The organism is Flexivirga caeni (genome assembly GCF_003724155.1).
In the GTDB taxonomy this organism is placed as follows: Bacteria; Actinomycetota; Actinomycetes; order Actinomycetales; family Dermatophilaceae; genus Flexivirga; species Flexivirga caeni.
Window position 1 is genome coordinate 73864 of the sequence record NZ_RJJQ01000007.1, and the last position, 23767, is coordinate 97630.

Here is a 23767-nt window from a genome sequence, read left to right on the forward strand (position 1 = left end):
AAAGAGGTCAACCACAATTGCAACGCCCTGCCACTGAGAGCGAATCTCCCCCAGAAACAGGAAAACCGTTGCAACGCAACGGTTTCTCTGTCGGGATGACAGGATTTGAACCTGCGACCCTCTGACCCCCAGTCAGATGCGCTACCAAGCTGCGCCACATCCCGTTGCCCCTTGGGGGGCGACCGAAACGATATCGCACGACCTACCGTGCGACCCAATCGGCAGCCGCCTCAGCGGCGCCGCTTCTCGCGCACCCGCACGGAGACCTCGATCGGCGTGCCTTCGAAGCCGAACTCCTCGCGCAGCCGCCGCTCCAGGAAGCGCCGGTAGCCCGCCTCGATGAAGCCGGATGCGAAGACGACGAACCGCGGCGGCCGGGTGGACGCCTGGGTGGCGAAGAGGATGCGCGGCTGCTTGCCGCCGCGGACCGGGTGCGGGTGCGCGGCGACGACCTCGCCGAGGAAGGAGTTGAGCCGGCCGGTGGGCACGCGCTGGTCCCAGGAGTCGAGTGCGACCTCCAGTCCGGGCACGAGTCGGTCGACGTGCCGGCCGGTCATCGCGGAGATGTTGGCGCGCGGTGCCCACGAGACCTGGGACAGATCGCGCTCGATCTCCCGCTCCAGGTAGTGCCGGCGTTCCTCGTCGAGCAAGTCCCACTTGTTGAAGGCGAGCACCAGCGCCCGGCCCGCGTCGATCACCTGCTGCACGACCCGGATATCGGCCTCGGCAATGTTCTCCTCAGCGTCGATCAGGACCACGGCGACCTCGGCCTTCTCGATTGCCGCCTGCGTGCGCAGCGACGCGTAGAAGTCGGCGCCCCGGGTCAGGTGCACGCGGCGGCGGATGCCGGCCGTGTCGACGAATCGCCATGGTTTGCCGCCGAGTTCGATCAGTTCGTCGACCGGGTCACGGGTCGTGCCGGCGACGTTGTCGACGACGACGCGGTCCTCGCCTGCCAGCTTGTTGAGCAGCGACGACTTGCCGACGTTGGGGCGGCCGACGAGGGCCACGCGGCGTGGCCCTCCGCGCTCGTATGCCGCAACGGCCGACTTCTCCGGCAGCACCTCCAAGAGCGCGTCCAGCGCGTCACCGGTGCCGCGGCCGTGCAGCGCCGAGACCGGCCAGGGCTGACCCAGGCCGAGCGACCACAACGCAGCCGCTTCGAGTTCGGTCTTCTGGTCGTCGACCTTGTTGGCGACCAGCACGACCGGACGGCCCGATCGCCGCAGCAGCCGCACGACCGCTTCGTCGGTGTCGGTCGCGCCGACCTTCGCGTCGACGACGAAGAGCACCGCGTCGGCGAGCTCGATCGCGACTTCGGCCTGCTCCGCAACCCTCAGGTGTATGCCGCTGGCGTCGACCTCCCAGCCGCCTGTGTCGACGAGGGTGAAGTTGCGCCCGGACCACTCGGCGTCATACGCGACCCGGTCGCGCGTGACGCCCGGGATGTCCTCGACGACGGCCTCCCGGCGACCGAGGACCCGGTTGACCAGCGTCGACTTGCCGACGTTGGGCCGGCCGATGATGGCGACCACGGGTCGGCCGGGCTGCTCGCCGTCGTCGGCTGCGTCGAGACCGTCAGTCGCCAGTAGCGCGCGGTCCTCTTCGCTGAGGTCGAAGTCGTCGAGCCCGACTCGCAGGGCCTTCTCGACCGACTCGTCGTGGGGGGAATCAGACATTGGTCCATCATCCCTGACAACGGGCGCAAACCGTTATTCGGGCGTGCCCTCCGGCAGCGCGAGGCCGGTTTCGCGGGTCGCCGCCTGCACGTGCGCAGCCAGCCGGGCACGCAACTCCTCGGTCGAGAGTCGCAACCGCTCCCGGCCGGGCACCCCGCGGTGCTTCTCCAGCGTGAACGCGTCACCGACGACCACGCGCACGCGGCCGCGCAGCTTCGGCCACGAGTCGCGCCCGCCGGTGCCCTTGGTGCCCAGCACCGCGACCGGCACGATCTGGGCGCCGGTCGCCTGTGCAAGGAACGCGGCACCCTGCTGCGCAGTCTGCACCGCTCCCCCACCGCGGGTGCCCTCGGGGAAGATGCCGAGTCCGCCGCCGCCTGCCAGCACCTCGCGCGCTGCGCCGAGGGCGTCGCGGTCGGCGCTGTTCTGGTCGATCGGGATCTGGCCGGTGGCTCTCAGGAACACACCCCACGCGGACGAAAAGTAGGACCGCTTCACCAGGAAGCGCAACGGCCGCGGGGTGAAGATGAAAACCATTGGGCCATCGAGGAATCCAACATGGTTGGACACCACGATGACCGGACCGGTAGCCGGTACGCGCTCCTCATGCAGGGGCTGCACGTCATACAGCAGGTGGGCGAGCCGCACACCCAGCCAGCGGGCTCCATCAACCAGCCGTGGTCGATAGGTCATCGGTGGCCTCCTTCACGACGTGGAGCACGGCGTCGACGGACTGGGCGAAATCGATGTCGGACGTGTCGATGGTGACCACGCCGTCGGCGGCCGTCGTGAACTGCGAGACCGTCGAGTCGGTGCGGTCACGGTCCACGATCTGCGACCGTGTCGCCTCGGTGGCCACACGCAACTGCCGGGACCGGCGCTGCATCCGCGCATCCTCGCTGGCCGTCATCAAGATCCGCACCGCCGCATCGGGGGCAACAACCGTGGTGATGTCACGCCCCTCGGCGACACAACCGCCGGTCGCCGCGCATCCCTCGGCGATCAGGTCCCGTTGGCGTTGCTTCATGTTCGCGCGCACGTCGAGGTTGGTCGCGACCCGCGACACCACCGAGGTCACTGCGTCTTCGCGGATCTCGCGGTCGATCCGCCGGTCCCCGACCCCGACCGACGGAGCGGCGGGATCCATGCCCATCCGCAGGTCGAACGTTTGCGCGTGCGCGCTGACCGCTGCGGAGTCGTCAAGGTCGATCGCCGAGGCAACGCAGGACCACGCCAGCGCCCGGTACATCGCGCCCGTGTCGAGATAGCTGATGCCCAGTCGCGTCGCCACGGTCTTCGACACGCTCGACTTCCCCGTCCCCGACGGGCCGTCGATCGCAATGATCAGCGGGTCATTCATGAACACTCCATCCCTTCTCCTCCAACACTTCTCGCAGTCGATCGAGCGCCGCGGGAACCACCGACAGCTCGATCAGACCGACCATCGCGCCGACCCCGTGCTCCATGCGCAGGTCCTCCAAGTTGATGCCCGCGTCACCCACGTCGTTGAAGAGCCGCGCGAACGACCCCGGCTCGTCCGGGATCGGCACGATCACCGTCGCGTAGTTGGTCGGCGCCGCCCCGTGCTTGCCCGGAATCCGTGCGTGGCCCAGCTGACCGTCGGAGATCAGCCGCGCCACAGCACCGCGCGAGCCGTCCGCGGAAGCCTCGCCAGCCAACCCGGCCAGTGCCGCCGCAACGGTTGTCAGCCGGTCAATGACCCGGTTCAGCACCGGCGCCACCGCCCCCGCGTTGCCGGCGAGGATCTGGGTCCACAACATCGGATCACTGGCCGCGATGCGGGTGACGTCACGAATTCCCCCGCCGGACAACGCAATTGCATCCTCGGGCAACTCCCGCAACTGCGCGGCCACCACGGACGCCGCCAGTTGCGGAACATGGGAAACCACGGCTACCGCCGCGTCGTGCTCGGCCGCCGGCATGGTGGTGACTGCTGCGCCGGTGGCCGTCGCCAACTCATGGACAGCCTCGACCGCTTCCGGATCGGACTCGGGCAGCGGGCAGATCACCCAGGTGCGCCCCTCGAAGAGATCCTGCTGCGCCGCCACCGCACCGGAACGCTCCCGGCCCGCCATCGGGTGGCTCCCGACATACCGACGCAGATGCCCGGGCTCGGCCAGGGACCGTATGTCGTCCGCGACGCGTTCCTTCACGGAGGCGACGTCGGCAACGACCGCGTTCGGCCAGCGCGTCAGCTGGCCGACCACCACCTGCGCCGCCACGTCCGGCGGCGCCGCCACCAGGATCACGTCGGCGGGTTCGCCGTCGGCGACGACACCCGCGCCGAGATCGGCCGCCAGCGCCTGTGCAGTCGGCGACGGATCGGTCAACAGCACACGAAAACCCTTGTGAGAGAGCGCAAGACCGATGGACGCGCCGATCAGTCCGGTGCCGACGATGCGGACGGTTGAGCGGTTCGGCCTCGATACGCCTCCCCCGCTTCGCCCCTCCGGCACGCGACCAGCGCTGGTGCTCACAGCCCGGCCGCCTTGTAGAGCCCGGCGACCTCCGACTTCGTGAGCGGACGCAGCTTGCCGGGGCGCAACTCGCCGAGGTGCACGGGGCCGACGTCGGTGCGCGATAGGGACTCGACCGGGTGCCCGACGGCTTCGAGCATGCGGCGGACGATGTGCTTGCGCCCCTCGTGCAGCACGACCTCGACCAGCGCCCAGCCGGGCGTGGAGTCGACGACTTTGAACGAGTCGACCGCGACCTTGCCGTCATCGAGTTCGACCCCGCCACGCAACTGCTTGCCCAGGGTGCGCGGCACCGGCCCGGGAATCATCGCGACATACGTCTTGGGCACGCCGTACGACGGGTGCTGCAGGCGATTGGCCAGCTCGCCGTCGTTGGTCAGCAGCAACAGGCCTTCGGTCTCGACGTCGAGCCGGCCGACGTGGAAGAGGCGCTCCTTGCGCTGCTCGACGTAGTCGCCGACCGACGGGCGTCCCATGTCGTCGCTCATCGTCGACACGACCCCGAGCGGCTTGTTGAACGCGAGGTAGACGCGTGACTCGTCCAGCTGGACCCGCTCGCCGTCCACGTGCACCGTCTGGCGCAGCGGATCGATGCGAACCCCGAGTTCCTGCACGACGTTTCCGTCGACCTGCACGCGGCCCTGCCGGATCAGATCCTCGCACACCCGGCGCGAGCCGACACCGGCCGCCGCGAGCAGCTTCTGCAGCCGCACGCCGTCCGGGTCGTGCACGTCGATGTATGGCGCAGCCGCCTTCGCCGGCTGCCCGTTCGGCCGCCGCTGGCTCGCGCCCGTCCGGGTCCGGGCCGGCCGTCCCGCGCCGCCGCTGCGACCGGCACCGCCGGAGCGTCCGCCGTTGCCGTGACCCCGGGCTGCGTTGCCCGACTGATTGTTTCGTCTGTTGCCTGTCATCCGTGTCCCTGCGCGATCAGTTCGTCCACCACATCTGCGTCCGGCAGGTATGGCGCCAGTGCCGGCAGCTCGTCGAGCGAGGAAAGCCCGAGTCGCTGCAGGAAGTAAGGGGTCGTGCCATACAGCATCGCACCCTGCTCGCCCTCGGTCCCGATCTCGACGATCAGGCCACGGGTGAGCAGCGTCCGCACCACGCCGTCGACGTTCACGCCCCGCACCGCGCTGATGCGCGAACGCGAGATCGGCTGTCGGTAGGCGATCACCGCGAGCGTCTCCAGCGACGCCTGCGTAAGCTTGGCCTGCTGTCCGTCCAGCAGGAACTTCTCCACGGCCGGGGCATAGTCCGGACGGCTGTAGACCCGCCACCCCTGGTTGATGCAGCGGAGCGTGAATCCACGCTGCTGCTGGGCGTATTCGCGTTCCAGCTGCTCGATGATCTCGGTCACATCGGGCTCCGGCAGCTCCAGCGCAGTCGCGAGCTCGTGCGCCGTCACCGGCTGGTCGACGACCATCAGCACCGCCTCGATGGCGCTGCGCGCGCCGCCGGGCATCGCGTCCAGGTCGAGCGCCGGCTGTTCCTCGGCGGGTGGGTCTGCTGTGCGCGGGTCGTCGCGCTCGTCGGTCATCGCTCCTCCTCCGTCGTGCTCTCCCCCGGTCCGGCAGCGCCGTCCGCGGTGTCGTGGTCGAGTTCGTCGAACTCGGCGCTCACTTCGACCCGGCCACGTTCGTCGCCGGTCCAGTGCACGATCAACTCCCCCAAGGCTTCCGGCTGATCCATGGTGATCGCCGACTCCTTGTAGAGCTCCAGCAACGCGAGGAAACACGCCACGATCACCAGGGTCGAGTCCGCGTCCGCGACGAGCGAGCGGAAGCTGGCTTGCCGCCGGTCGCGCAGTTCGGCGATCACGATCGCGGCCTGCTCGCGCACGCTGACCGCCGGGGCATGCAGGTGGGTGAGGCCGACGGTCGGTTCCGGGCGTGGCGTCATCGCGTTCGCGGCGATCCGCGCCAGCTGGTCCGGCGTGACGTTCATGATCAGCTCGGGCAGTAGCTTCGCGAACCGCTCCTCCAGGCCCGCCTGCCGGGCCGTCATCCGGCCGGCCGACGCCATCCGCTCGGCGAATTCGGCGGAGACCTCCTTGAACGCGCGGTATTGCAACAGCCGGGCGAAGAGCAGGTCGCGTGCCTCGATCAGCGCCAGGTCGTCGTCATCGTCCGCGCGCAGGTCGGGCAACAGCCGGGCAGCCTTGATGTCCAGCAGCGTCGCGGCGATGAGCACGAACTCCGACGCTTGGCCGAGGTCCCAGTCGGCCTGCTGCTCCTGGGCGGCACGCAGGTGGGCGATGAACTCATCGGTCACCTTCGCCAGGGCGATCTCGGTGACGTCCAGCTTGTGCTTGGAGATCAGCCCGAGCAGCAGCTCGAACGGCCCGGAGAACACATCCAGGTGCACCTCGAACGGCGCGGCTACTGCGCGACGAGTGAGGACCCCGCCGGGCACCGCCTCGGCGGGTGCCGCAGGGGTGAGGCTCATCGGACTCAGGCCGCGTCGCCGCGCGCGACCAGCTCGCGGGCGAGCTGGCGATATGCCTCGGCCGCACCGTGTGCCGAGGCGTACGTGGTGATCGGCTCGGCGGCGAGGGTCGCGTCCGGGAATTTCACCGTGCGGCTGATGACCGTATGGAAGACCTTGTCGCCGAAATGGTCCACGACCGACCGGATCACGTCGCGGCTGTGCAGCGTGCGGCCGTCATACATGGTGGCGAGGATGCCGTCGATCTCCAGCCGCGGGTTGAGCCGGTCGGTGACCTTGTCGATCGTCTCGACCAGCAGTGCGACACCGCGCATCGCGAAGAACTCGCACTCCAGCGGGATCAGCACCCCATGGGCGGCGGTCAGCGCGTTGACGGTGAGCAGCCCGAGCGAAGGCTGGCAGTCGATGAGTATGACGTCGTAGTCGTCCAGCACGGGGCGCAGCACGCGGGCGAGCACCATTTCGCGAGCGACCTCGCCGACCAGTTGCACCTCGGCCGCCGACAGGTCGATGTTCGCGGGCAGCACGTCGAGGTTCGGGTCGACGGTGTGCTGGATGACGTCGTGGATGTCGTCGTCGCGCGACACCAGCAGGTTGTAGACGGTGGTGTCGAGCTCGTGCGCCCGGATGCCGAGGCCGACGGACAGCGCACCTTGCGGGTCGAAGTCGACGAGCAGCACCTTGCGGCCGTATTCGGCCAGGGCAGCACCGAGGTTGATGGTGCTGGTGGTCTTGCCGACGCCACCCTTCTGGTTGCACATCGCGATGACGCGCGCCGGCCCGTGGCTTTTCAGCTCCGGTGGCTTGGGAAAGGTGGGCAGCGGGCGCCCGGTCGGCCCGATCTGCTCCTTCGAACTCACTGCGTGCTCCCGTTACTCGTTCGGCCTCTCGGCGATCGCGATCCAACCTATTACATCGGCGCGCACCTCGCCGCGCGCGGTCGTACCGGGGCCGCGCGCGGCGAGGTGCGGCTTCCTCACCGAGCGACGGCGAGATTGCACCGTCGCTCGGCGAAGAAGCCGTCATTCACGAGATCTCGGGGAGGCGTCACCTCGCGCGGGGGTGTGAGCTGGCGAATACCTCGCGCAGCTGCTGGACGGTGACCATGGTGTAGATCTGCGTGGTCGTGACCGATGCGTGGCCGAGCAGTTCCTGCACCACGCGCACGTCGGCACCGCCGTCCAGCAGGTGGGTGGCGAACGAGTGCCGCAGCGTGTGCGGGCTCAGGTGTCCGGGCAGGTCCGCGCGCGCCGCTGCCGCCTGGATGATGTTCCACGCGGACTGTCGCGAGAGCCGGCCGCCGCGCTGGTTGAGGAACAGCGCCGGTGTGCCTGCGCCCTTCGCGGCGAGCGCCGGGCGCGACCGCGTCAGGTATGCCGTGAGCGCGTCTCGCGCGTAGCGACCGAGTGGTAGCACGCGTTCCTTGCCGCCCTTGCCCAGCACGCGCACCGACGCGGACGCGAAATCGAGGTCGTCCACGTCCAGGCTCACCGCCTCGGTGACCCGCGCGCCGATGCCGTAGAGCAGCTCCAGCAGCGCCCGGTCGCGCAGCGATGCGGGCGTGTCCCCCACACTCGCCGCGGCCAGTAGGCGCTCCACCTGGTCCAGCGGGATCGCCTTGGGTAGCCGGCGCGGCGGTTTGGGCGGCGCGACCGCCGCGGCGACGTCCTGCGCGGTGTCGCCCTCCATGGTCAGGAACTTGTGGAAACCGCGCACCGCGACGAGTGTCCGGGCCGCCGAACTCGCAGCCAGCGGTGGGTGGTCGGGGTCGCCCTCCCGCAAGGTTGCCAGGAAGTCGGCGATGTCGAGTTCGGTGACCTGGGCAGGGTCGTCGATCTGCCGGGACGCCAGATGGTCGGCATACCTGCGCAGGTCGCGCTCGTAGGCGCGCAGCGTGTGCCGCGACGCGCCGCGCTCCACCCGCAGGTGATCCAGCCACCCGCGCATCGCCCGCTGCACCGCAGAACTCACGGAACGACACTCTCACGCGCAGCGTCTGCACCACGTGACGGGCCAAGGAGGACACCGGTGAAGCTCTATGCCGAGCGGCGATCGCGGGCTGCACGTCAGCTGGCATACGACGTGGTCACGGTGCTCTGGGTGGCCTGCTGGGTATGGCTCGGCCTGCGCGTGCATCAGCAGGTCTCCGGCTCCCAGGGCGGCGCCCGCAAGATCGAGAAGAGCGGCGGGGACCTGGCCGGTCATCTCCACGATGCCGCGAGTGTCCTGGGGCACGCACCGCTGATCGGCACGCAGGTGCGGAGGCCGATCGACAGTTCGGCCCGCGCGGCGACCTCACTGCAGCACGCGGGCGGTGAGCTGGCGGACAATCTCGGAAAGCTCGGCGCCGCAATCGGTTTCGAGGTCGCTCTGGTGCCGGTCCTGGTGGCGGTCCTCGGCTGGCTCGTCCTGCGGATCGGCTACGCCCGGCGCGCGGGCCGGGCCACCGCCCTCGCCGCACAGGAGAGTGGCTCGGACCTGCTCGCGCTCGCTGCGCTCAGCCGGCTTCCGGCGGATGCTCTGGCCGCGCTGGGCTCCGGACTGACCGCCGGGTGGCGCGACGGCGACCCCGGGGTCATCGACGCGCTCGCCGCGGCATACCTCGACCATCTCGGGTTGCGAACGAGCGCCCGAACTGCGGAGCGCTGACCGGACCCGCAACCCGGAGTTCACGGGCACGCCGCCCGAAGTTCAGCGATTCTTCCCCGCACCCGGGAGAATGTGACCGACCACGCCACTGCCCCGCCGGAGGAACTCGGTGACACTGCACCGCGGACGGTTCGCGGCTCCTGCGCGCACCCTCGCCGACATCTTTCGCGAGACCGTCGCGGAATGCCCCGACGCACCGGCACTCGACAACGGCGCGGCCGTGCTGACCTACGAAGAACTGGCCGAACGCGCCGACGAGGTCGCGGGCCGGCTGACGGAGGCCGGCATCGGGCGCGGCGACCGGGTCGGCGTGCGCATCCAGTCCGGCACGCTCGACCTGTATGTCGCGATCGTCGGCACCCTGCTCGCGGGGGCGGCATACGTGCCCGTCGACGCGGACGACCCGGATGAACGCGCCGATCTGGTCTTCGGCGAGGCCGGCGTGGCCGGCGTCCTCACCGACGATCTGGCACTCGGCATACGCCGCCCCGGAGATCCGCGACCGGACGCGGCACCCGAGGTCACCGACGACGCGTGGATCATCTTCACCAGCGGCTCGACCGGCAAGCCCAAGGGCGTCGCGGTCACCCACCGCAGCGCGGCCGCGTTCGTCGACGCCGAGGCCAGGCTCTTCCTGCAGGACCATCCGATCGGCACCGACGACCGCGTCATGGCCGGGTTGTCGGTCGCGTTCGATGCCAGTTGCGAGGAGATGTGGCTCGCCTGGAGGTATGGCGCCTGCCTCGTCCCGGCACCCCGGTCACTCGTGCGCAGCGGCATGGATCTCGCGCCGTGGCTGGTGGCCAACGACGTCACGGTGGTCTCGACGGTGCCGACGCTGCTGGCACTGTGGCCGGCCGACGCGCTCGCGAAGGTGCGCCTGCTGATCCTGGGCGGCGAGGCGTGCCCGCCGGAACTCGCCGACCGCTATGCGACGCCCGCGCGGGAGGTGTGGAACACCTACGGCCCCACCGAGGCGACCGTCGTCGCGTGCGCCGCACAACTGCACCCCGCGGAGCCGGTGCGCATCGGACTGCCGCTCGACGGCTGGGATCTCGAGGTCGTCGACCCGACGGGACAGCCGGTGGCGGACGGTGCGACCGGCGAGCTGATCATCGGCGGCGTCGGTCTGGCACGCTACCTCGACCCGGTCAAGGACGCCGAGAAGTACGCACCCATGCCGACACTCGGCTGGGAACGCGCCTACCGCTCGGGCGATCACGTCGTGCGCGATCCGGCCGGGCTGTTCTTCGCCGGCCGGATCGACGAGCAGATCAAGCTCGGCGGCCGGCGCATCGAGCTGGGTGAGATCGACTCGGCACTCACCGCGCTGCCCGGTGTCGGCGGTGGCGCCGCGGCGATCCGTACGACCGGGTCCGGCAGCAAGATCCTGGTCGGCTACGTCACCCTCGACGGCGATTTCGACCTCGCCACCGCGATGACACGGCTGCGCGCCGAACTCCCGGCCACAATGGTGCCGCGGCTGGCCGCCGTCGACACGCTGCCGACCCGCACCTCGGGCAAGATCGACCGCGACGCGCTGCCGTGGCCGGTCGCCACCCTGCGCGCCGGCGGCGAACAGCGCCAGGAACTTACCGGCACGGCGGCGACCGTCGCGCAGCTGTGGCTGGACGTGCTCGGTGCCGTGGTCGACTCCGGCAAGGACGACTTCTTCGAGCTCGGCGGCGGTTCGCTGACCGCGGCACAGATGGTTTCCCGGCTGCGTGCCCTGCAGCCGGAGGTCACCGTCGCCGACATTTACGACCACCCCACGGTCGCCGCCCTTGCGGCGCACCTGGACGCGATGAGCTCGCCCGCCAACGTGCGCGACCGGGAGGTGCCCCCGACACCCGCGAAAGCCCAAGCGGCGCAACAGTTTGCGCTGCTGTGCACCCGAACCCTCGCGGGTCTGCGCTGGGTCACCTGGGTGCTGCTGGGGGTCCGCATCGCCGGGCCGCTGCTCGACCGGCTCCGCTGGCCGGTGCCGACGGCGCCATGGTGGCTGGTGATCGTGCTGGCCGCGATCTTCCTCACCCCGGTCGGCCGGATCCTGGTGTCGGCCGGGCTGATCCGGGTCACGCTGCGCGGCATCGGCCCGGGTGTCTATCCGCGCGGCGGCAAGGTGCATCTGCGGCTCTGGCTGGCCGAGCGGATCCACGACGACTCGGGCGCGACCGGCTTGTCCGGCGCGCCGTTGATGACCTGGTACGCCCGCCTGCTCGGCGCGAAGATCGGCCGGGACGCCGACCTGCACAGCCTGCCGCCGGTGACCGGCCTGCTGCGAGTGGGCCGCGGCGCCTCGATCGAGCCGGAGGTGGACCTGAGCGGCCACTGGCTCGACGGCGACCGGCTGCACATCGGCACCGTCACCATCCGGCGCGATGCCCGCGTCGGCACCCGGTCCACGCTCACCCCGGGCTGTGTCATCGGTCGCCGCTCCGAAATTGCCGCTGGATCAGGGGTTTTCGGCGAGGTGCCGGATGACCAGTTCTGGTCCGGCGCGCCGGCCAGACGCTCGGGCCGGGCGCGCGGCGCCTGGTCGGAGACGCATCCGCCGCACCGGCCGGTCTTCGCCTGGCTGTATGCCGCACTGGCGATCGTGATCAGCGGCTGTCCGGTGCTCGCCACCGCCTTCGGGGTGTGGATCGGGCTGCTGGTGCAGGGGCACCGCCACGTGTGGCCGTTCGGTGTGCTGTCGGTCGTCGCCGGCGGGGTCTGCGGCATCGCGATGCTCGCCGTGCTGGTCTGGGCACTGGTGCGGTTGCTCGGCGTCGGGCTGCAGCCGGGCCACCACCCGGTGCACAGCTGGCAGGCGCTGCGCGCGTGGGGCACGCTGCGCACGATGGACGAGGCGCGCGGCTGGCTCTACCCGATCTACGCCAGCACCCTCACGCCATACTGGCTGCGGGCCCTGGGCGCGAAGATCGGCGCCGAGGTGGAGGCCTCGACCGTGCTGCTGATCCCCAAGCTGGTGACGGTCGGCGACCGCGCCTTCCTGGCCGACGACACCCTGGTCGGCCCGTACGAACTGGCCGGCGGCTGGCTGCGCACCGAGCGGACGAAGGTCGGAAAGCGTTCGTTCGTCGGCAATTCCGGCATGACGGCACCAGGTCGCAAGCTGCCCAAGGGCAGCCTGGTGGCGGTGCTGTCCGCCGCGCCCGGACGGGATGACAAGCCGAAGTCGGGGACCTCCTGGATCGGCAGTCCCCCGGTGCGGCTGCGGCGCACGGCATCCGAAGGCGACGACTCGCGGACCTACCGGCCAGCCGGCCGGCTCAAGGTGGCGCGGGCGCTGGTCGAGGTGTGCCGCCTCATCCCCTGGCTCGGCGGCTTCGCGCTCTCGGCGGCCGCGGCGCTGCTCTGGCTGTGGCTGCAGGACCACTGGGGGCTGTGGGTGCTGTTGCTCGGCGGCGTCACCCTGATGGTCGGCGGCGCGATCGCGTCCGGGGTCGCCGTGGCCGCGAAATGGCTGCTGGTCGGCCGGGTCCGGCGCGGGGAGCATCCGCTGTGGAGTTCGTTCGTATGGCGGGGCGAGCTCGCCGACGCGTTCGTCGAGCAGCTCGCGGCACCCTGGCTCGCGCGGGCCTCCACGGGCACGCCGGTGCTGAACCTCTGGCTGCGGGCGATGGGTTCGACGATCGGCCGCGGCGTCTGGTGTGAGACCTACTGGCTGCCGGAAGCCGACCTGATCGAGTTGCGGCCCGGGTCGACGATCAACAAAGGCTGCGTGGTGCAGACCCACCTCTTCCACGACCGCGTGTTGTCGCTCGACACCGTCAAGCTGCGCACCGGCGCCACCATCGGACCGCACAGCGTGATCCTTCCGGCCGCCGAGCTCGGCCGGAACTCCACCGTCGGTCCGGCCTCGCTGGTGATGCGCGGCGAGACGGTGCCGGACAAGACGCGCTGGGTGGGCAATCCGATCGGTCCGTGGGCGGATGAGTAGCACAGGAACGGCCGGGGTCCCCGCGAAGTATCGGAGCGAGGCACGAGCGGAGAACTTCGTGGGGTGGAGCGCATGGTTGTATGGGCGCTCGTGAGTAGTCAGCCAACCGCCGATCCCTACCTGCCCGGCCACGGAGACCCGCGTTTCACCGTCGATCACTACGACCTGGAGTTCGACTACGCGATCGTCGGCAACCGGCTGTCCGGCAAGGCGACACTCACCGTGCGTGCCCTGGCGGACGACCTCGACACGCTGACGCTGGATCTGCATGCGCTGAAGGTGGTTTCGGTGCGCGGCTCGCGACTCAAGCGGCATACCCACCACGGCCGCCGCCTGGCACTCAAACTGGCCGAGCCGCTGGCGGCGGGGGCGACGGCGAAGTTCACCATCGCCTATCGCGGCGTGCCGCGGGTCGTCCCCGACAAGGTCGGCGAGGCCGGCTGGGAGGAGCTGGAGGACGGCGTCATCGTCGCCTCCCAGCCCGGTGGCGCCCCGTCCTGGTTCCCGTGCAACGACCGCCCGGACGCCAAGGCGACCTATCGCATCCAGCTCGCCGCGCCGTCCGACTACTACGTCGTCGCCAACGGGGTGCGCACCGGGCGGCGGCGCACGTCGAGCCAGACGGTCTGGACCTACGAGCAGCGCGAACCGATGGCGCCATACCTCGCCACCGTGCAGATCGGCCGGTATGCCGAGCACGAACTCCCGGGCGCACGGGTGCCGCTGTCGGGCGTGGTCGCCCCGGCGCTGCGCAGCCGGTTCGACGACGCGTTCGCCGACCAGCCGCGGATGATGGCGACGTTCGAGAAGCTCTTCGGGCCGTACCCATTCGCCAGTTACCGTGCCGTCGTCACCACCGACGAGCTGGAGATTCCCCTGGAAGCACAAGGGCTTTCGGTGTTCGGCTCCAACCTGCTCAGCCGGGACTGGGACGCGCAACGGCTCATCGCCCACGAGCTCGCACACCAGTGGTTCGGCAATGCGGTCACGTTGCGGACGCTGCGTGACATCTGGTTGCACGAAGGATTCGCCTGCTACAGCGAATGGCTCTGGTCGGAGGCGGCCGGGCTGGAGACCACTGACCAGCGCGCCCGCGTGCACTGGGGCCGGCTGTCGGAGCTGAAGCAGGACCTCGTGCTCGGTGATCCCGGTGTCCACGACGTCTTCGACGACCGCGTCTACAAGCGAGGAGCGCTGGCATTGCACGCGATTCGCCTCACCGCCGGGCACGCGACGTTCTTCGGGCTCGCGCGCGCCTGGGTCGAGCGGCACCGCTACGGCAACGTCACCACCGACGACTTCACCGCACTGGCCGGCGAACTGTGCGGGCCGTCCATCGCCGCGCTGATCGACCAGTGGGTCTACCAGGAGCCACTGCCGCCGCTGCCGGCCGCGTAGTCACTCGCGGGCGGCAGGCAGCACCAGCGACGGCCGCAGATCCTCGGCGGGAGGCGCCCACCTCGCGGCGTCGACGGGCACCTGCTCGCCACTGCGGATGTCCTTGACCTGATCGCCGTCGGCGCCGGTGAACCACACGAACGGGATGCCGCGCCGGTCGGCGAACTGAATCTGCTTGCCGAACTTCGCCGCCTTGGGCGCCACCAGCGTCGGTATGCCGCGGGCCCGCAGCGCCGCCGCCACCCGCATCGAGTCACGGCGCGACTCCTCGTCGTTCACGGCGACGAGCACCGCGACGGGTGTCTCCCGCGACGCGGTCAGTCCCCGCTCGTCCAGCAGCAGTCCGAGCAGCCTGGTCACGCCGACCGAGATGCCGACCCCGGGGAAGGTGCGCTTGCCGTCGCTGGCGAGGGCGTCATACCGTCCGCCGCCGCCGACCGACGGTGCGCCCTCCTCGCCGGCCAGCCGGATCTCGTAGACGGTGCCGGTGTAGTAGTCCAGGCCGCGCGCGATCGTCAGGTCGGCCAGCAGCAGCCCCGGTGCGTGCTCCGCGGCCGCCTCCATCACCGCGCTGAGCTGCGCCAGGCCCTCGTCCAGGACGGGGTGCTCGACGCCGAGCGCGCGCACCTGGTCCGCGAACGAGGTGTCATCGGCCTGGATCTGAGCCAGCGCCAGGCACGCATCCGCGTGCTCCGCCGCCAGCCCGGCATCCTCGATCAGCCGGTCGCGCACGGCAGCTGCGGGCAGCTTGTCGAGCTTGTCCACGATGCGCAGGACGATGGTGATGTCCTCGATGCCGAGCCCGCGGTAGAAGCCCTCGGGGATCTTGCGGTTGTTGACGTGGATGCGGAACTCGCCGACCGGCAGGCGGGAGAACGCATCCGCGACCACCAGCGGCAGCTCGACCTCGTAGTGGAACGGCAGCTTTCCGGTGTCCACGATGTCGATGTCGGCCTGAATGAACTCGCGATAGCGCAGTCGCTGGGGACGTTCGCCGCGCCATACCGGCTGGATCTGGTAGCGCCGGAAGGGGAAGGTGAGCTTGCCGGCGTTCTCCAGCACGTAGCGGGCGAACGGCACCGTGAGGTCGAAGTGCAGCCCCATCGCGGGGTCGTTTCCGCCTCCTCCGCTCACCGGGCTGACGCCGTAGATCTCCTTGTCCGCGTCCTCCCCCTGCCCGCCGAGCCGATCCAGCGGCTCGACGGCGCGAGTGTTGATCGAGGCGAAACCGTGCAGCTCGAAGACCTCACGCAGCGTGTCCAGGAACTGTTGCTCAATGATGCGCTGGGAGGGCAACCGCTCGGGGAACCCGGAGAGCGGCGTAACCGTGTTGGCCATGAATTTCCTTACAGGTTCTGCAGATACGGGTTGATGGCGCGTTCGCGCGCCATGGTGCTGCCGGGGCCGTGGCCGGGCAGCACCAGTGCGGTGTCGGGCAGCGTGAGCACGACGTCCCGCAGTGACCGGGTCATCGCCGCGCCGTCGCCGCCGGGCAGGTCGGTGCGTCCGATGGAGCCCGCGAAAAGCGTGTCGCCGGTCAGCTGCGTCGAGGTGACCTCCGACTCCGGCGGCAGCCCGTCCGGGATCTCATCGATGCCGAAGAGCACCGACCCCTCGGTGTGGCCGGGCGTATGTCGCACCTCGAACGTCATACCCGCCAGGTGCAGCGTCTCGCGGTCGCGGATCTCGACGACGTCGGACGGCTCGGTCCAGGTCGGCGCCTTGCCGAACTGCTGCTCGAACATCGCGATCAGTTCCGGACCGAGCGAGGAGAGCGGGTCGGTCAGCCGGTAGCGGTCCTCGGAGTGGATGTAGGCGCCGACCGCGCCGCCGCAGACCGGAGTCACCGAATAGACGTGGTCGACGTGCCCGTGCGTCAGCAGCACCGCCGCCGGCCGCAGCCGCAGCTCGGCGATCGCGTCCCGCAGCGTCTCGACGACCCCGATGCCCGGATCGACGATGACGCACTCCTCGCCCTGCCCGGGCGCGATCACATAGCAATTGGTGCCGAAAACTGTCGCGGGAAAGGAGGCGGTAAGCACCCGGCGAGCCTATCGGGAGCCCGGCGGGGCCGCCGACGACGTATCGGCGGGAGACTATCCAGTGGAAATCCATGACGGACCGCATAGACTTACCGACGTTTGCCGCCGACCCCTGCTTGCGTGCGCTCGTCACGGGGAGAACCTGCCGAGGAGAGCCACTCTTGCGTCTGATCCGGACACGGTCCGTCCTGGGCGCGGCGTGCCTTCTCACGGTGACCGGTGTGACCGGGTGCGGGTCGAGCACGAGCAACCCAGGCGTCGGCAGTGCGTCATCTTCCGGCACCCCGAGCGTCGGCGTGTCCGGCACGAGCCTGCGCTGCTCGAAACCACCGGCCCCGGCACAGTCCGCGCCGCAGCTGAAGCTGCCGTCCAAGAAGGCTGCCGAGGGCAGGACGTTCACCGCCGTCGTGCAGACGACGTGCGGCAACGTCACTTTCCGGCTGTATGGCGCGAAGGCCCCCCAGACCGTCGCGTCCTTCCTGCAGTTGGCCGGTGGCTATTGGGACAACAGCCCCTGTCACCGGCTGACGACGCAGGGCATCTACGTCCTGCAGTGCGGCGATCCGACCGGCACCGGCAGCGGTAGCCCCGGCTACGTCTTCGGCATCGAGAACGCACCGGCCGATGGCGACTACCCGGCCGGCACCGTGGCCATGGCACGCGGGAGCAGCCCGGACAGCAACGGCGGGCAGTTCTTCATCGTCTACAAGGACACGAAGCTGCCGGTCGACAGCGGCGGCTACTCCATCTTCGGCAAGGTCACCCACGGGATGAAAGTCATCAACGCGGTGGCCGCAGCCGGCACCAACAGTCCGACGGGCGACGGCGCCCCAGCCCAGCCGATCAGCATCCTCAAGGTCACCGTCACGGAGAAGAAGGCATGAACGAGCGACCCGAACAGCCCACAGACGCCGCGGCGGCCAAGCCGGCTGCGCCGTCACCGGCATCCATCAAGCCGCACCGGCCCACCCCGGCGGCCCCGCAGGCACCGGTTGCGGCGCCTCTCGTCACGAGCAACTCGGCGACCTTCGGCCGGGTCGCCGAGGACGGGACGGTCTTCGTCCGCACGCCCGACGGCGACCGCGAGGTCGGCTCCTACCCGGATGCCACGCACGCGGAGGCGCTCGCCTACTTCGCGCGCAAGTATGACGAGCTGGCCGCATCGGCACACCTGCTGCTGCAGCGAGTGGTGCAGACCGACCTGTCGGTGCACGACGGGCAGGACGCGCTGCGGTCGCTGCGCGAGCAGGTCGGGTCGGCGCGTGTCGTCGGCGACCTGGCCCACCTGGACGCGACCGTGGAGCAGATCGCGACCGCCCTGAAGGCAAAAGCTCAAGTTGAAGGTGAGGCTCGCGCGGCGGCCCGCGCCGAGGCCGCGGCCGAGCGCGAGAAGCTGGTCGCGGAGGCCGAGCAGCTCGCTGCGCAGCCGCCGAACAAGATCCAGTGGAAGTCGAGCACCGCACGAATGCGCGAGCTGCTGGATGAATGGAAGACGCTGCAGCGTTCCGGCGCCAAGCTGGACAAGCCGACTGAGAACGCCCTGTGGCAGCGTTTCAGCCACGCCCGGAACAGTTTCGACAAGACCCGCCGCACGCACTTCGCCAAGCTCGACGAGGAGCACAGCGAGGTGAAGGCACGCAAGGAACGCCTGATCGCCGAAGCCGAGCGACTGTCGGCGTCCAAGGACTGGGGTCCCACGGCCACGGCGTTCAAGCGGCTGATGAGCGAATGGCGTCAGGCGGGGCGCGCCTCCCGGTCGGACGACGACAAGCTGTGGGCCCGGTTCAAGGCCGCACAGGACGCGTTCTTCGCGGCCAAGGATGCCGTCGCCGCCGAGGAGAACAAGGAGTTCGAGGCCAACCTGCAGGTCAAGGAGCAGCTGCTCAAGGAGGCGCAGGCGCTGCTGCCGGTGAAGAACCTCGGCGCCGCCAAGGCGGCGCTGCGCGGCATCCAGGACCGGTGGGATGCCGCCGGCAAGGTGCCGCGCAGAGACATGACCCGCATCGAGCAAGCCATGCGCAAGGTCGAGCAGACCGTGCGCGACGCCGAGGATTCGAAGTGGAAGAAGTCCGACCCGGAGCTGACCGCCCGCGCCCAGTCGATGGTCGACCAGCTGGAGAAGGCGGTCGCGGATCTGCAGGCCGAGCTGGCCACGGCACGCGCAGCAGGCAACGAGAAGAAGATCGCCGAGCTGCAGGACTCGCTGCAGGCCCGACAGGCGTGGTTGCAGCAGGCCCGCGGAGGGCTGCGGGGCGCCAAGTGACGCGCGCCGACACGACCGGGTATGAGGCCGGCGCCGGCCTGATCGACTACCTGGATGCGTCGCCGACCCCGTTCCACGCATGTGCACAGTCGGCCCGGCTGCTCACCGCTGCCGGGTTCCGGCAGGTCGCCGAGACCGAGGCGTGGCCGGCCGAGCCGGGCGGCTACTTCCTCATCCGCGGCGGGTCGCTGCTGGCCTGGTCGACGCGCCACTCCGCCGGGCCGACGACGGCGATCCGGCTGGTCGGCGCGCACACCGACTCGCCGAACTTCCGGATCAAGCCGCAGCCCGACCTCGCGCGGGCGGGCTGGCAGCTGCTGGGCGTCGAACCGTATGGCGGGCTCATCGCGCCCAGCTGGATGGACCGCGATCTCGGGCTCGCCGGGCGGGTCGCCGTCCGCGACAGCGGCGGGGTGAGCGAGCGGCTGTTCCACGCCGCGGAGCCATTGCTGCGGATCTCCCGGCTCGCCATCCACCTGGACCGCTCGGCGCGCGAGGGCGAGCAGCTCAACCCGCAGCAGCACCTCGTGCCGCACTGGGGGCTGGGGCAGCACGCCGGGGACTTCACCGGCTACCTCGCCGATCAGCTACAGGTCGCCGAGAGCGACGTGCTCGCTTGGGACGCCATGACGTTCGACCTGCAGCCGGCCGCGTTCTTCGGGCGCGACCGGGAACTCATCGCGGGCGCGCGCATGGACAACCTGGCGACGTCATACGCCGGCACGGTCGCCCTCATCCGGGCGCACGACGCAGCGCCCGCCGCGCCGACCACCCAGGTGCTGGCGCTCTTCGACCACGAGGAGATCGGGTCGGTGTCCGAGCGGGGGGCCCAGTCCGCACTGCTGATGACGACCTTGGAGCGGATCACCCATACCCTCGGCGGCGGCCGTGAGGAGCTGCACCGCGCACTCGCGGCCAGCGTCATCGCGTCGGGTGACATGGCGCATGCCACGCACCCCAACTACGCGGACCGGCACGAGCCGCAGCATCAGATCGCGATGAACGGCGGTCCGGTGCTCAAGGTGAACACCAACCTGCGGTATGCGACGGATTCGGTGGGTGCTGCAGCATTTTCGCTGGCCTGCGAGCAGGCGGGCGTGCCGGTGCAGCGGTTCGTGGTGCGTTCGGACCTGCCGTGCGGCTCGACCGTCGGCCCGATCACCTCGGCGCTGACCGGGGTGACAACGGTCGATTTCGGCGCACCCACCCTGTCGATGCATTCGGTGCGTGAACTGGTCGGCACGCAGGACCAGCGGATGTATGCCGACGCCCTCACGGCGTTCCTCTCCCCCGCCTGACCGCTCGCGATCAGCTCGCCAGCGCGCCCAGCAGGTCGTCGCCGGCGAAGACCTGGATGCGGCCGCGGGTCGCGAGGTGGATCGGCCATCTCGGGTGCCGGTCGCGCATCGCCATCGTCAGCGCACCTGCCCACCGGCGGTCACCCTCGGTCATCTCGGTCGGTCCCGGCCGGGAAAGCAGCATGGGCACCTGCGCCACGCCGATCTCCTCGTGGACGCGGCCGACGAGGTCGGCGATCGCCTGCACGTCGCGCTGTGCCGGCAGCATTGGTAGGTCGTCGATCGGCACCAGCAGGTTGGACTGCTGCCCTTCCTCGTCGAGGAAGATCAGCCACAGCGAACGACGCTCGAACCCGTCGTCGCCCATGAGGTCCTCCCATCGGTCGAAGAGATCGCTCTCGGTGCGGATCGGTCGGGTGCTTTCCGGTGAAATAGTCATGCCACGAGAGCATGCCCCGACTCGCCATACCCCCGCAGAAGTTATCCACAGGGACCACGTCGGCACGACGCCCACGGCGGTCGGTGGCGAGTTCACCTGACCCGTTCCGGGCTGAGAGTGGTGGTGCGACCGCCGGGACTGCGTCGAACCCCTTGACAACCTTATCGAGGGAGAGTAGTTATGCTATACGGATTGAACGTCCCGGAATTCCTCCGGATCCTTCAGTTGCAGGGAAAAGATCGCGTTTCTTGGAATTTCTCGCGGCCAAGCGGCTGGTATTGAGAGAAATTGGGGATGGGGACCAAGTGGGGTTGCTGGAGATCGTCTGGGCTCAAGTAATTCGACGCGGCTCGCGTTCGCTGGCATTGTTTCTGGGGTTGTTGGTGGCGTGTGCGGGATTCACGGTGTTGACGGCGCAGTCGCGCTCGCAGGAGTTGGTGACGCGGGGGAAGGTGACGACGGCGGGCCGGTCGGCGTATGACATTTTGGTTCGGCCACAGGGCGTACAACTGCCAATGGAGAAGAAGGGTGGCCTGGTGCAGGCGGGGTTCCTGAGTGGGATTCATGGCGGGATCAGCCTGGCGCAGTGGCATCAGATTGAGAAGATTCAGGGGGTTGAGGTTGCGGCGCCGGTGGCGGTCATCGGGTATGTCGTTCCCCGGGTTGCCGTGCCAGCGGCTAAGCACGTCAACCTGAATCCTGGTAACGGGTCAAAGCTGTTCAGACTTGACACGACCTGGCACACCGATAACGGTGCCAGCACGGAGGACGGTCGACCGTCATTTCTGTATGTCACGTCCGGGAACCTCACGACGAATGCCACCCAGAGCATTGCCTACCAGACAATTGATGGCGTCCGTCGCAAGATTCTCGCGGTTCCTACGACGAACCAAGTCACAGTCCACTCTCCGCCGACCCAGGTAAGCGCGCTCACGAAAACGCAGTACGAGTCCATCGTCGCAGGGGACGGACCGCAGAGCGGAAGTGCGCTGGGCGCGGTGGTCGGATTTCCGTTTCTTCTTGAAGCGGTCGATCCCGCGGCCGAAGCGAAGCTGGCCGGCTTGAAGGGAGCGATGGTCTCAGGGAAATATCTGGGTTCAGGAAATATCTCGACGGCGGTGGTTGGAGGTCAGTCGTCGCAGCAGGTTCCTGTGGTGGTGGCGTCATCTCCGGCGACCCATATATCTCTCTCCTACAAGATTCAGGAGTTGTCGAGCTCAGCGGTGCGGCATGTGCAACTCGGCAAAGGATTTGATTCTTTGTTGAACTCGCCAGGAGTGACTGTCGGGTCTGGTTCATTCAACCAAGACGCGGCATATCAGGAGCTGCTGCGAGCCATGAAGAATCCAGGATCAGCGCTTGGGGACACGGGCTTCGCAGCACGCGACTTGTCGGACATGTATGTTGCGGGACCGACGTCGTATACGGGCAAGTCATTGAGTGGCGCCAAGGTTCTCGCAGCTCAACCACAGCGAACGAACCTTGGCGTGTGGCAGGAGCCGCCGGCCGGCGGTGGGAGTTTCACCATTGGGTCCATTGTGCCGGCGGGCGCGGACGACACCGCTTTCCGGAACCTGACAGGCTATCAATGGGACACCACCAATACCAGTCGTCTCGGAAGCCCCACGGTCGCCTATCAGGGAACATTTGATGCGTCGAGGCTGCCGGGGTATTCGGCGTTGACGCGGGTGCCGTTGGGGACGTACGCGTCGACGGTGGTGACTGGGGCGACCGCGAAGGACCGCAAGATCCTGGGTGACAAGGCGTTGCCGCCGTCGCCGAATATTGCCGGGTATGTGCAGCCCGCGCCGTTGATGATCACGTCGTTGTCGTCGCTGCCGGCGTTCGAGTCGGGGTCGGCGTTCTGGAACCCGGTCACCACAGACAAGCCGGGCACAGCGGCGTCCCCAGTGAACGCTGCGGCTCCGATTTCCAGCATCCGGATCCGCGTCAACGGGGTCACCGGGGTGGGTGCCGCGTCGCGGGCAAGGGTCCGGTTGGTGGCACAGCAGATCGAGGCGAAAACCCACTTGCTGGTCGACGTGACGATCGGGTCTTCCCCGGCCCCACAGACGATCGTGTTGCCCGCGGGCGAGCACGGCCGGCCACAGTTGACGTTGCACGAGAACTGGGTGAAGAAGGGTGTCACGGTCGCGATCCTGACCGCGGTCGACAAGAAGTCAGTCGCGTTGTTCCTGCTGGTGCTCGTGGTGTGCGCCCTGTTCGTGGCCAATACGGTCGCGGCGTCGGTGCGCGCACGCCGCACCGAGCTGGGGGTGCTGGCCTGCCTGGGCTGGCGCAAGTCACGGCTGGTGGCGCTGGTCGGGATCGAGATCGCCGGTGTCGCTCTGGCGGCGGGGATCGGCGGCGGTCTGATCGCGTGGGCAGCCGGGTCCGCCTTCGGGCTGCCGGTCAGTCCCGGCCGGGCTGCCCTGGCCATACCGGCCGCGCTGATCGTTGCCCTGGTTGCCGGTGTCATCCCGGCAGTTTCCGCGGCCCAGGCATCGCCGATGGAAGCGGTCCAACCCCAGGTGTCCGTGCCACGGCGGGCGTCCAGCCCGCACACGGTGATCGGCCTGGGCTGGGTCAACGCCACCCGCCGACCCGGCCGGTCGGTGCTGGCCGCGGCAGGGCTGGCCATCGCCGTGGCCGCGCTCGGAGTCATCGCGGGCATCCTGACCGTGTTCCGCGGCAACGTCGTTGGCACCCTGCTCGGAAACACCGTATCGGTGGAAGTTCGCGGGTCGGACAAGGCCGCCGTCATCGCGATCCTGATCCTGGCCGGGATCGGAGTCGCGAACGTGTTGTTCCTGGAGATCCGGGAACGCGGCACCGAACTGGCGACCTTGCAGGCGATCGGCTGGCGCGAATCGGACCTGACGGCACTGCTGCTGACCGAGGGGGTACTGATCGGGGTAGCCGGCAGCGTGGTCGGTGCCGGACTGGCACTCGTCATACTCGCCGTCGTCATCGGGTCCCTGAGCACCGGTCTGGTGTGGTCGGTCCTGGTGGCCGCCCTGATCGGGATCGTGATCAGTGTCGCCGCCACCATCCCTCCGGTCGCGACGATCCGCCGGTTGCCGACCGCGACCCTGCTCACCGAGGAATGA

The 23767-nt window shown here is 69.4% G+C and carries 19 protein-coding genes and 1 tRNA gene; 7 read left to right on the forward strand and 13 right to left on the reverse strand.

Going from position 1 to position 23767, the window contains the following annotated elements; translation table 11 throughout:
- Positions 1-90: 90 nt before the first annotated feature.
- From EFY87_RS08360 to xerD, 10 genes are all read right to left on the reverse strand, one after another.
- Positions 91-164 (reverse strand) — tRNA-Pro (locus tag EFY87_RS08360).
- A gap of 66 nt (positions 165-230) precedes the next feature.
- Positions 231-1679, reverse strand: coding sequence for a ribosome biogenesis GTPase Der (gene der, locus EFY87_RS08365; protein ID WP_123271023.1), 1449 nt, complete (start codon positions 1677-1679; stop codon positions 231-233).
- Between the two features lie 33 nt (positions 1680-1712).
- Positions 1713-2372 carry a lysophospholipid acyltransferase family protein gene (locus tag EFY87_RS08370; RefSeq protein ID WP_123271024.1) on the reverse strand — a complete coding sequence of 220 codons (660 nt, stop codon included), beginning with the start codon at positions 2370-2372 and terminating at the stop codon, positions 1713-1715.
- Positions 2347-3039, reverse strand: coding sequence for a (d)CMP kinase (gene cmk, locus EFY87_RS08375; protein WP_123271157.1), 693 nt, complete (start codon positions 3037-3039; stop codon positions 2347-2349). The genes EFY87_RS08370 and cmk overlap by 26 nt, the downstream gene beginning before the upstream one ends.
- On the reverse strand, positions 3032-4177 hold the full coding sequence (locus EFY87_RS08380; RefSeq protein WP_342769108.1) for a prephenate dehydrogenase: 1146 nt from the start codon (positions 4175-4177) through the stop codon (positions 3032-3034). The genes cmk and EFY87_RS08380 overlap by 8 nt, the downstream gene beginning before the upstream one ends.
- Positions 4174-5088, reverse strand: a complete 915-nt coding sequence (locus EFY87_RS08385) for a pseudouridine synthase (protein ID WP_123271025.1) — start codon at positions 5086-5088, stop codon at positions 4174-4176. Before EFY87_RS08385 ends, EFY87_RS08380 begins: the two co-directional genes overlap by 4 nt.
- Positions 5085-5714 carry an SMC-Scp complex subunit ScpB gene (scpB, locus tag EFY87_RS08390; protein ID WP_123271026.1) on the reverse strand — a complete coding sequence of 210 codons (630 nt, stop codon included), beginning with the start codon at positions 5712-5714 and terminating at the stop codon, positions 5085-5087. The genes EFY87_RS08385 and scpB overlap by 4 nt, the downstream gene beginning before the upstream one ends.
- Positions 5711-6622, reverse strand: a complete 912-nt coding sequence (locus EFY87_RS08395; protein WP_123271027.1) for a segregation and condensation protein A — start codon at positions 6620-6622, stop codon at positions 5711-5713. Before EFY87_RS08395 ends, scpB begins: the two co-directional genes overlap by 4 nt.
- A 5-nt stretch (positions 6623-6627) precedes the next feature.
- A complete protein-coding gene (locus tag EFY87_RS08400; protein WP_281276182.1) occupies positions 6628-7482 on the reverse strand; it encodes a ParA family protein in 855 nt (284 codons plus the stop codon).
- A 187-nt stretch (positions 7483-7669) separates the two neighbouring features.
- Complete coding sequence (gene xerD, locus EFY87_RS08405) at positions 7670-8593, reverse strand: site-specific tyrosine recombinase XerD (RefSeq protein WP_281276183.1); 924 nt, start codon at positions 8591-8593, stop codon at positions 7670-7672.
- 57 nt (positions 8594-8650) lie between these two features.
- On the opposite strand from xerD, the gene EFY87_RS08410 reads away from it, so the two are divergent.
- The 3 genes from EFY87_RS08410 to EFY87_RS08420 all read left to right on the forward strand — a co-directional run bounded on the left by EFY87_RS08410 (position 8651) and on the right by EFY87_RS08420 (position 14615).
- Positions 8651-9271: a hypothetical protein gene (locus tag EFY87_RS08410; RefSeq protein WP_123271028.1), complete on the forward strand. Its 621-nt coding sequence runs from the start codon at positions 8651-8653 to the stop codon at positions 9269-9271.
- 109 nt (positions 9272-9380) lie between these two features.
- Entirely contained in the window at positions 9381-13217 is a 3837-nt protein-coding gene (locus EFY87_RS08415; protein WP_220093565.1) for a Pls/PosA family non-ribosomal peptide synthetase, read from the forward strand.
- Positions 13218-13307: 90 nt separating this feature from the next.
- Positions 13308-14615 carry a M1 family metallopeptidase gene (locus EFY87_RS08420; RefSeq protein WP_245988544.1) on the forward strand — a complete coding sequence of 436 codons (1308 nt, stop codon included), beginning with the start codon at positions 13308-13310 and terminating at the stop codon, positions 14613-14615.
- On the opposite strand, the gene hisS is transcribed toward EFY87_RS08420, so the two are convergent.
- Complete coding sequence (gene hisS / locus EFY87_RS08425; protein ID WP_123271030.1) at positions 14616-15953, reverse strand: histidine--tRNA ligase; 1338 nt, start codon at positions 15951-15953, stop codon at positions 14616-14618. It abuts the gene before it with no gap.
- Positions 15954-15961: 8 nt separating this feature from the next.
- Entirely contained in the window at positions 15962-16657 is a 696-nt protein-coding gene (locus EFY87_RS08430; protein WP_123271031.1) for an MBL fold metallo-hydrolase, read from the reverse strand.
- A 212-nt stretch (positions 16658-16869) separates the two neighbouring features.
- Between EFY87_RS08430 and EFY87_RS08435 the strand changes: the two genes are divergently transcribed.
- The 3 genes from EFY87_RS08435 to EFY87_RS08445 are packed head-to-tail and all read left to right on the forward strand — an operon-like array spanning position 16870 to position 20218.
- Entirely contained in the window at positions 16870-17541 is a 672-nt protein-coding gene (locus EFY87_RS08435; RefSeq protein WP_245988545.1) for a peptidylprolyl isomerase, read from the forward strand.
- Positions 17538-18920: a DUF349 domain-containing protein gene (locus EFY87_RS08440; protein ID WP_123271033.1), complete on the forward strand. Its 1383-nt coding sequence runs from the start codon at positions 17538-17540 to the stop codon at positions 18918-18920. Before EFY87_RS08435 ends, EFY87_RS08440 begins: the two co-directional genes overlap by 4 nt.
- Positions 18917-20218, forward strand: coding sequence for a M18 family aminopeptidase (locus EFY87_RS08445; protein ID WP_123271034.1), 1302 nt, complete (start codon positions 18917-18919; stop codon positions 20216-20218). Before EFY87_RS08440 ends, EFY87_RS08445 begins: the two co-directional genes overlap by 4 nt.
- A gap of 10 nt (positions 20219-20228) precedes the next feature.
- Here EFY87_RS08445 and EFY87_RS08450 read toward each other — a convergent pair whose 3' ends face one another.
- Complete coding sequence (locus tag EFY87_RS08450; RefSeq protein ID WP_123271035.1) at positions 20229-20657, reverse strand: hypothetical protein; 429 nt, start codon at positions 20655-20657, stop codon at positions 20229-20231.
- Between the two features lie 83 nt (positions 20658-20740).
- Here EFY87_RS08450 and EFY87_RS08455 point away from each other — a divergent pair, with 83 nt between their 5' ends.
- Entirely contained in the window at positions 20741-23767 is a 3027-nt protein-coding gene (locus EFY87_RS08455; protein WP_158607556.1) for an ABC transporter permease, read from the forward strand.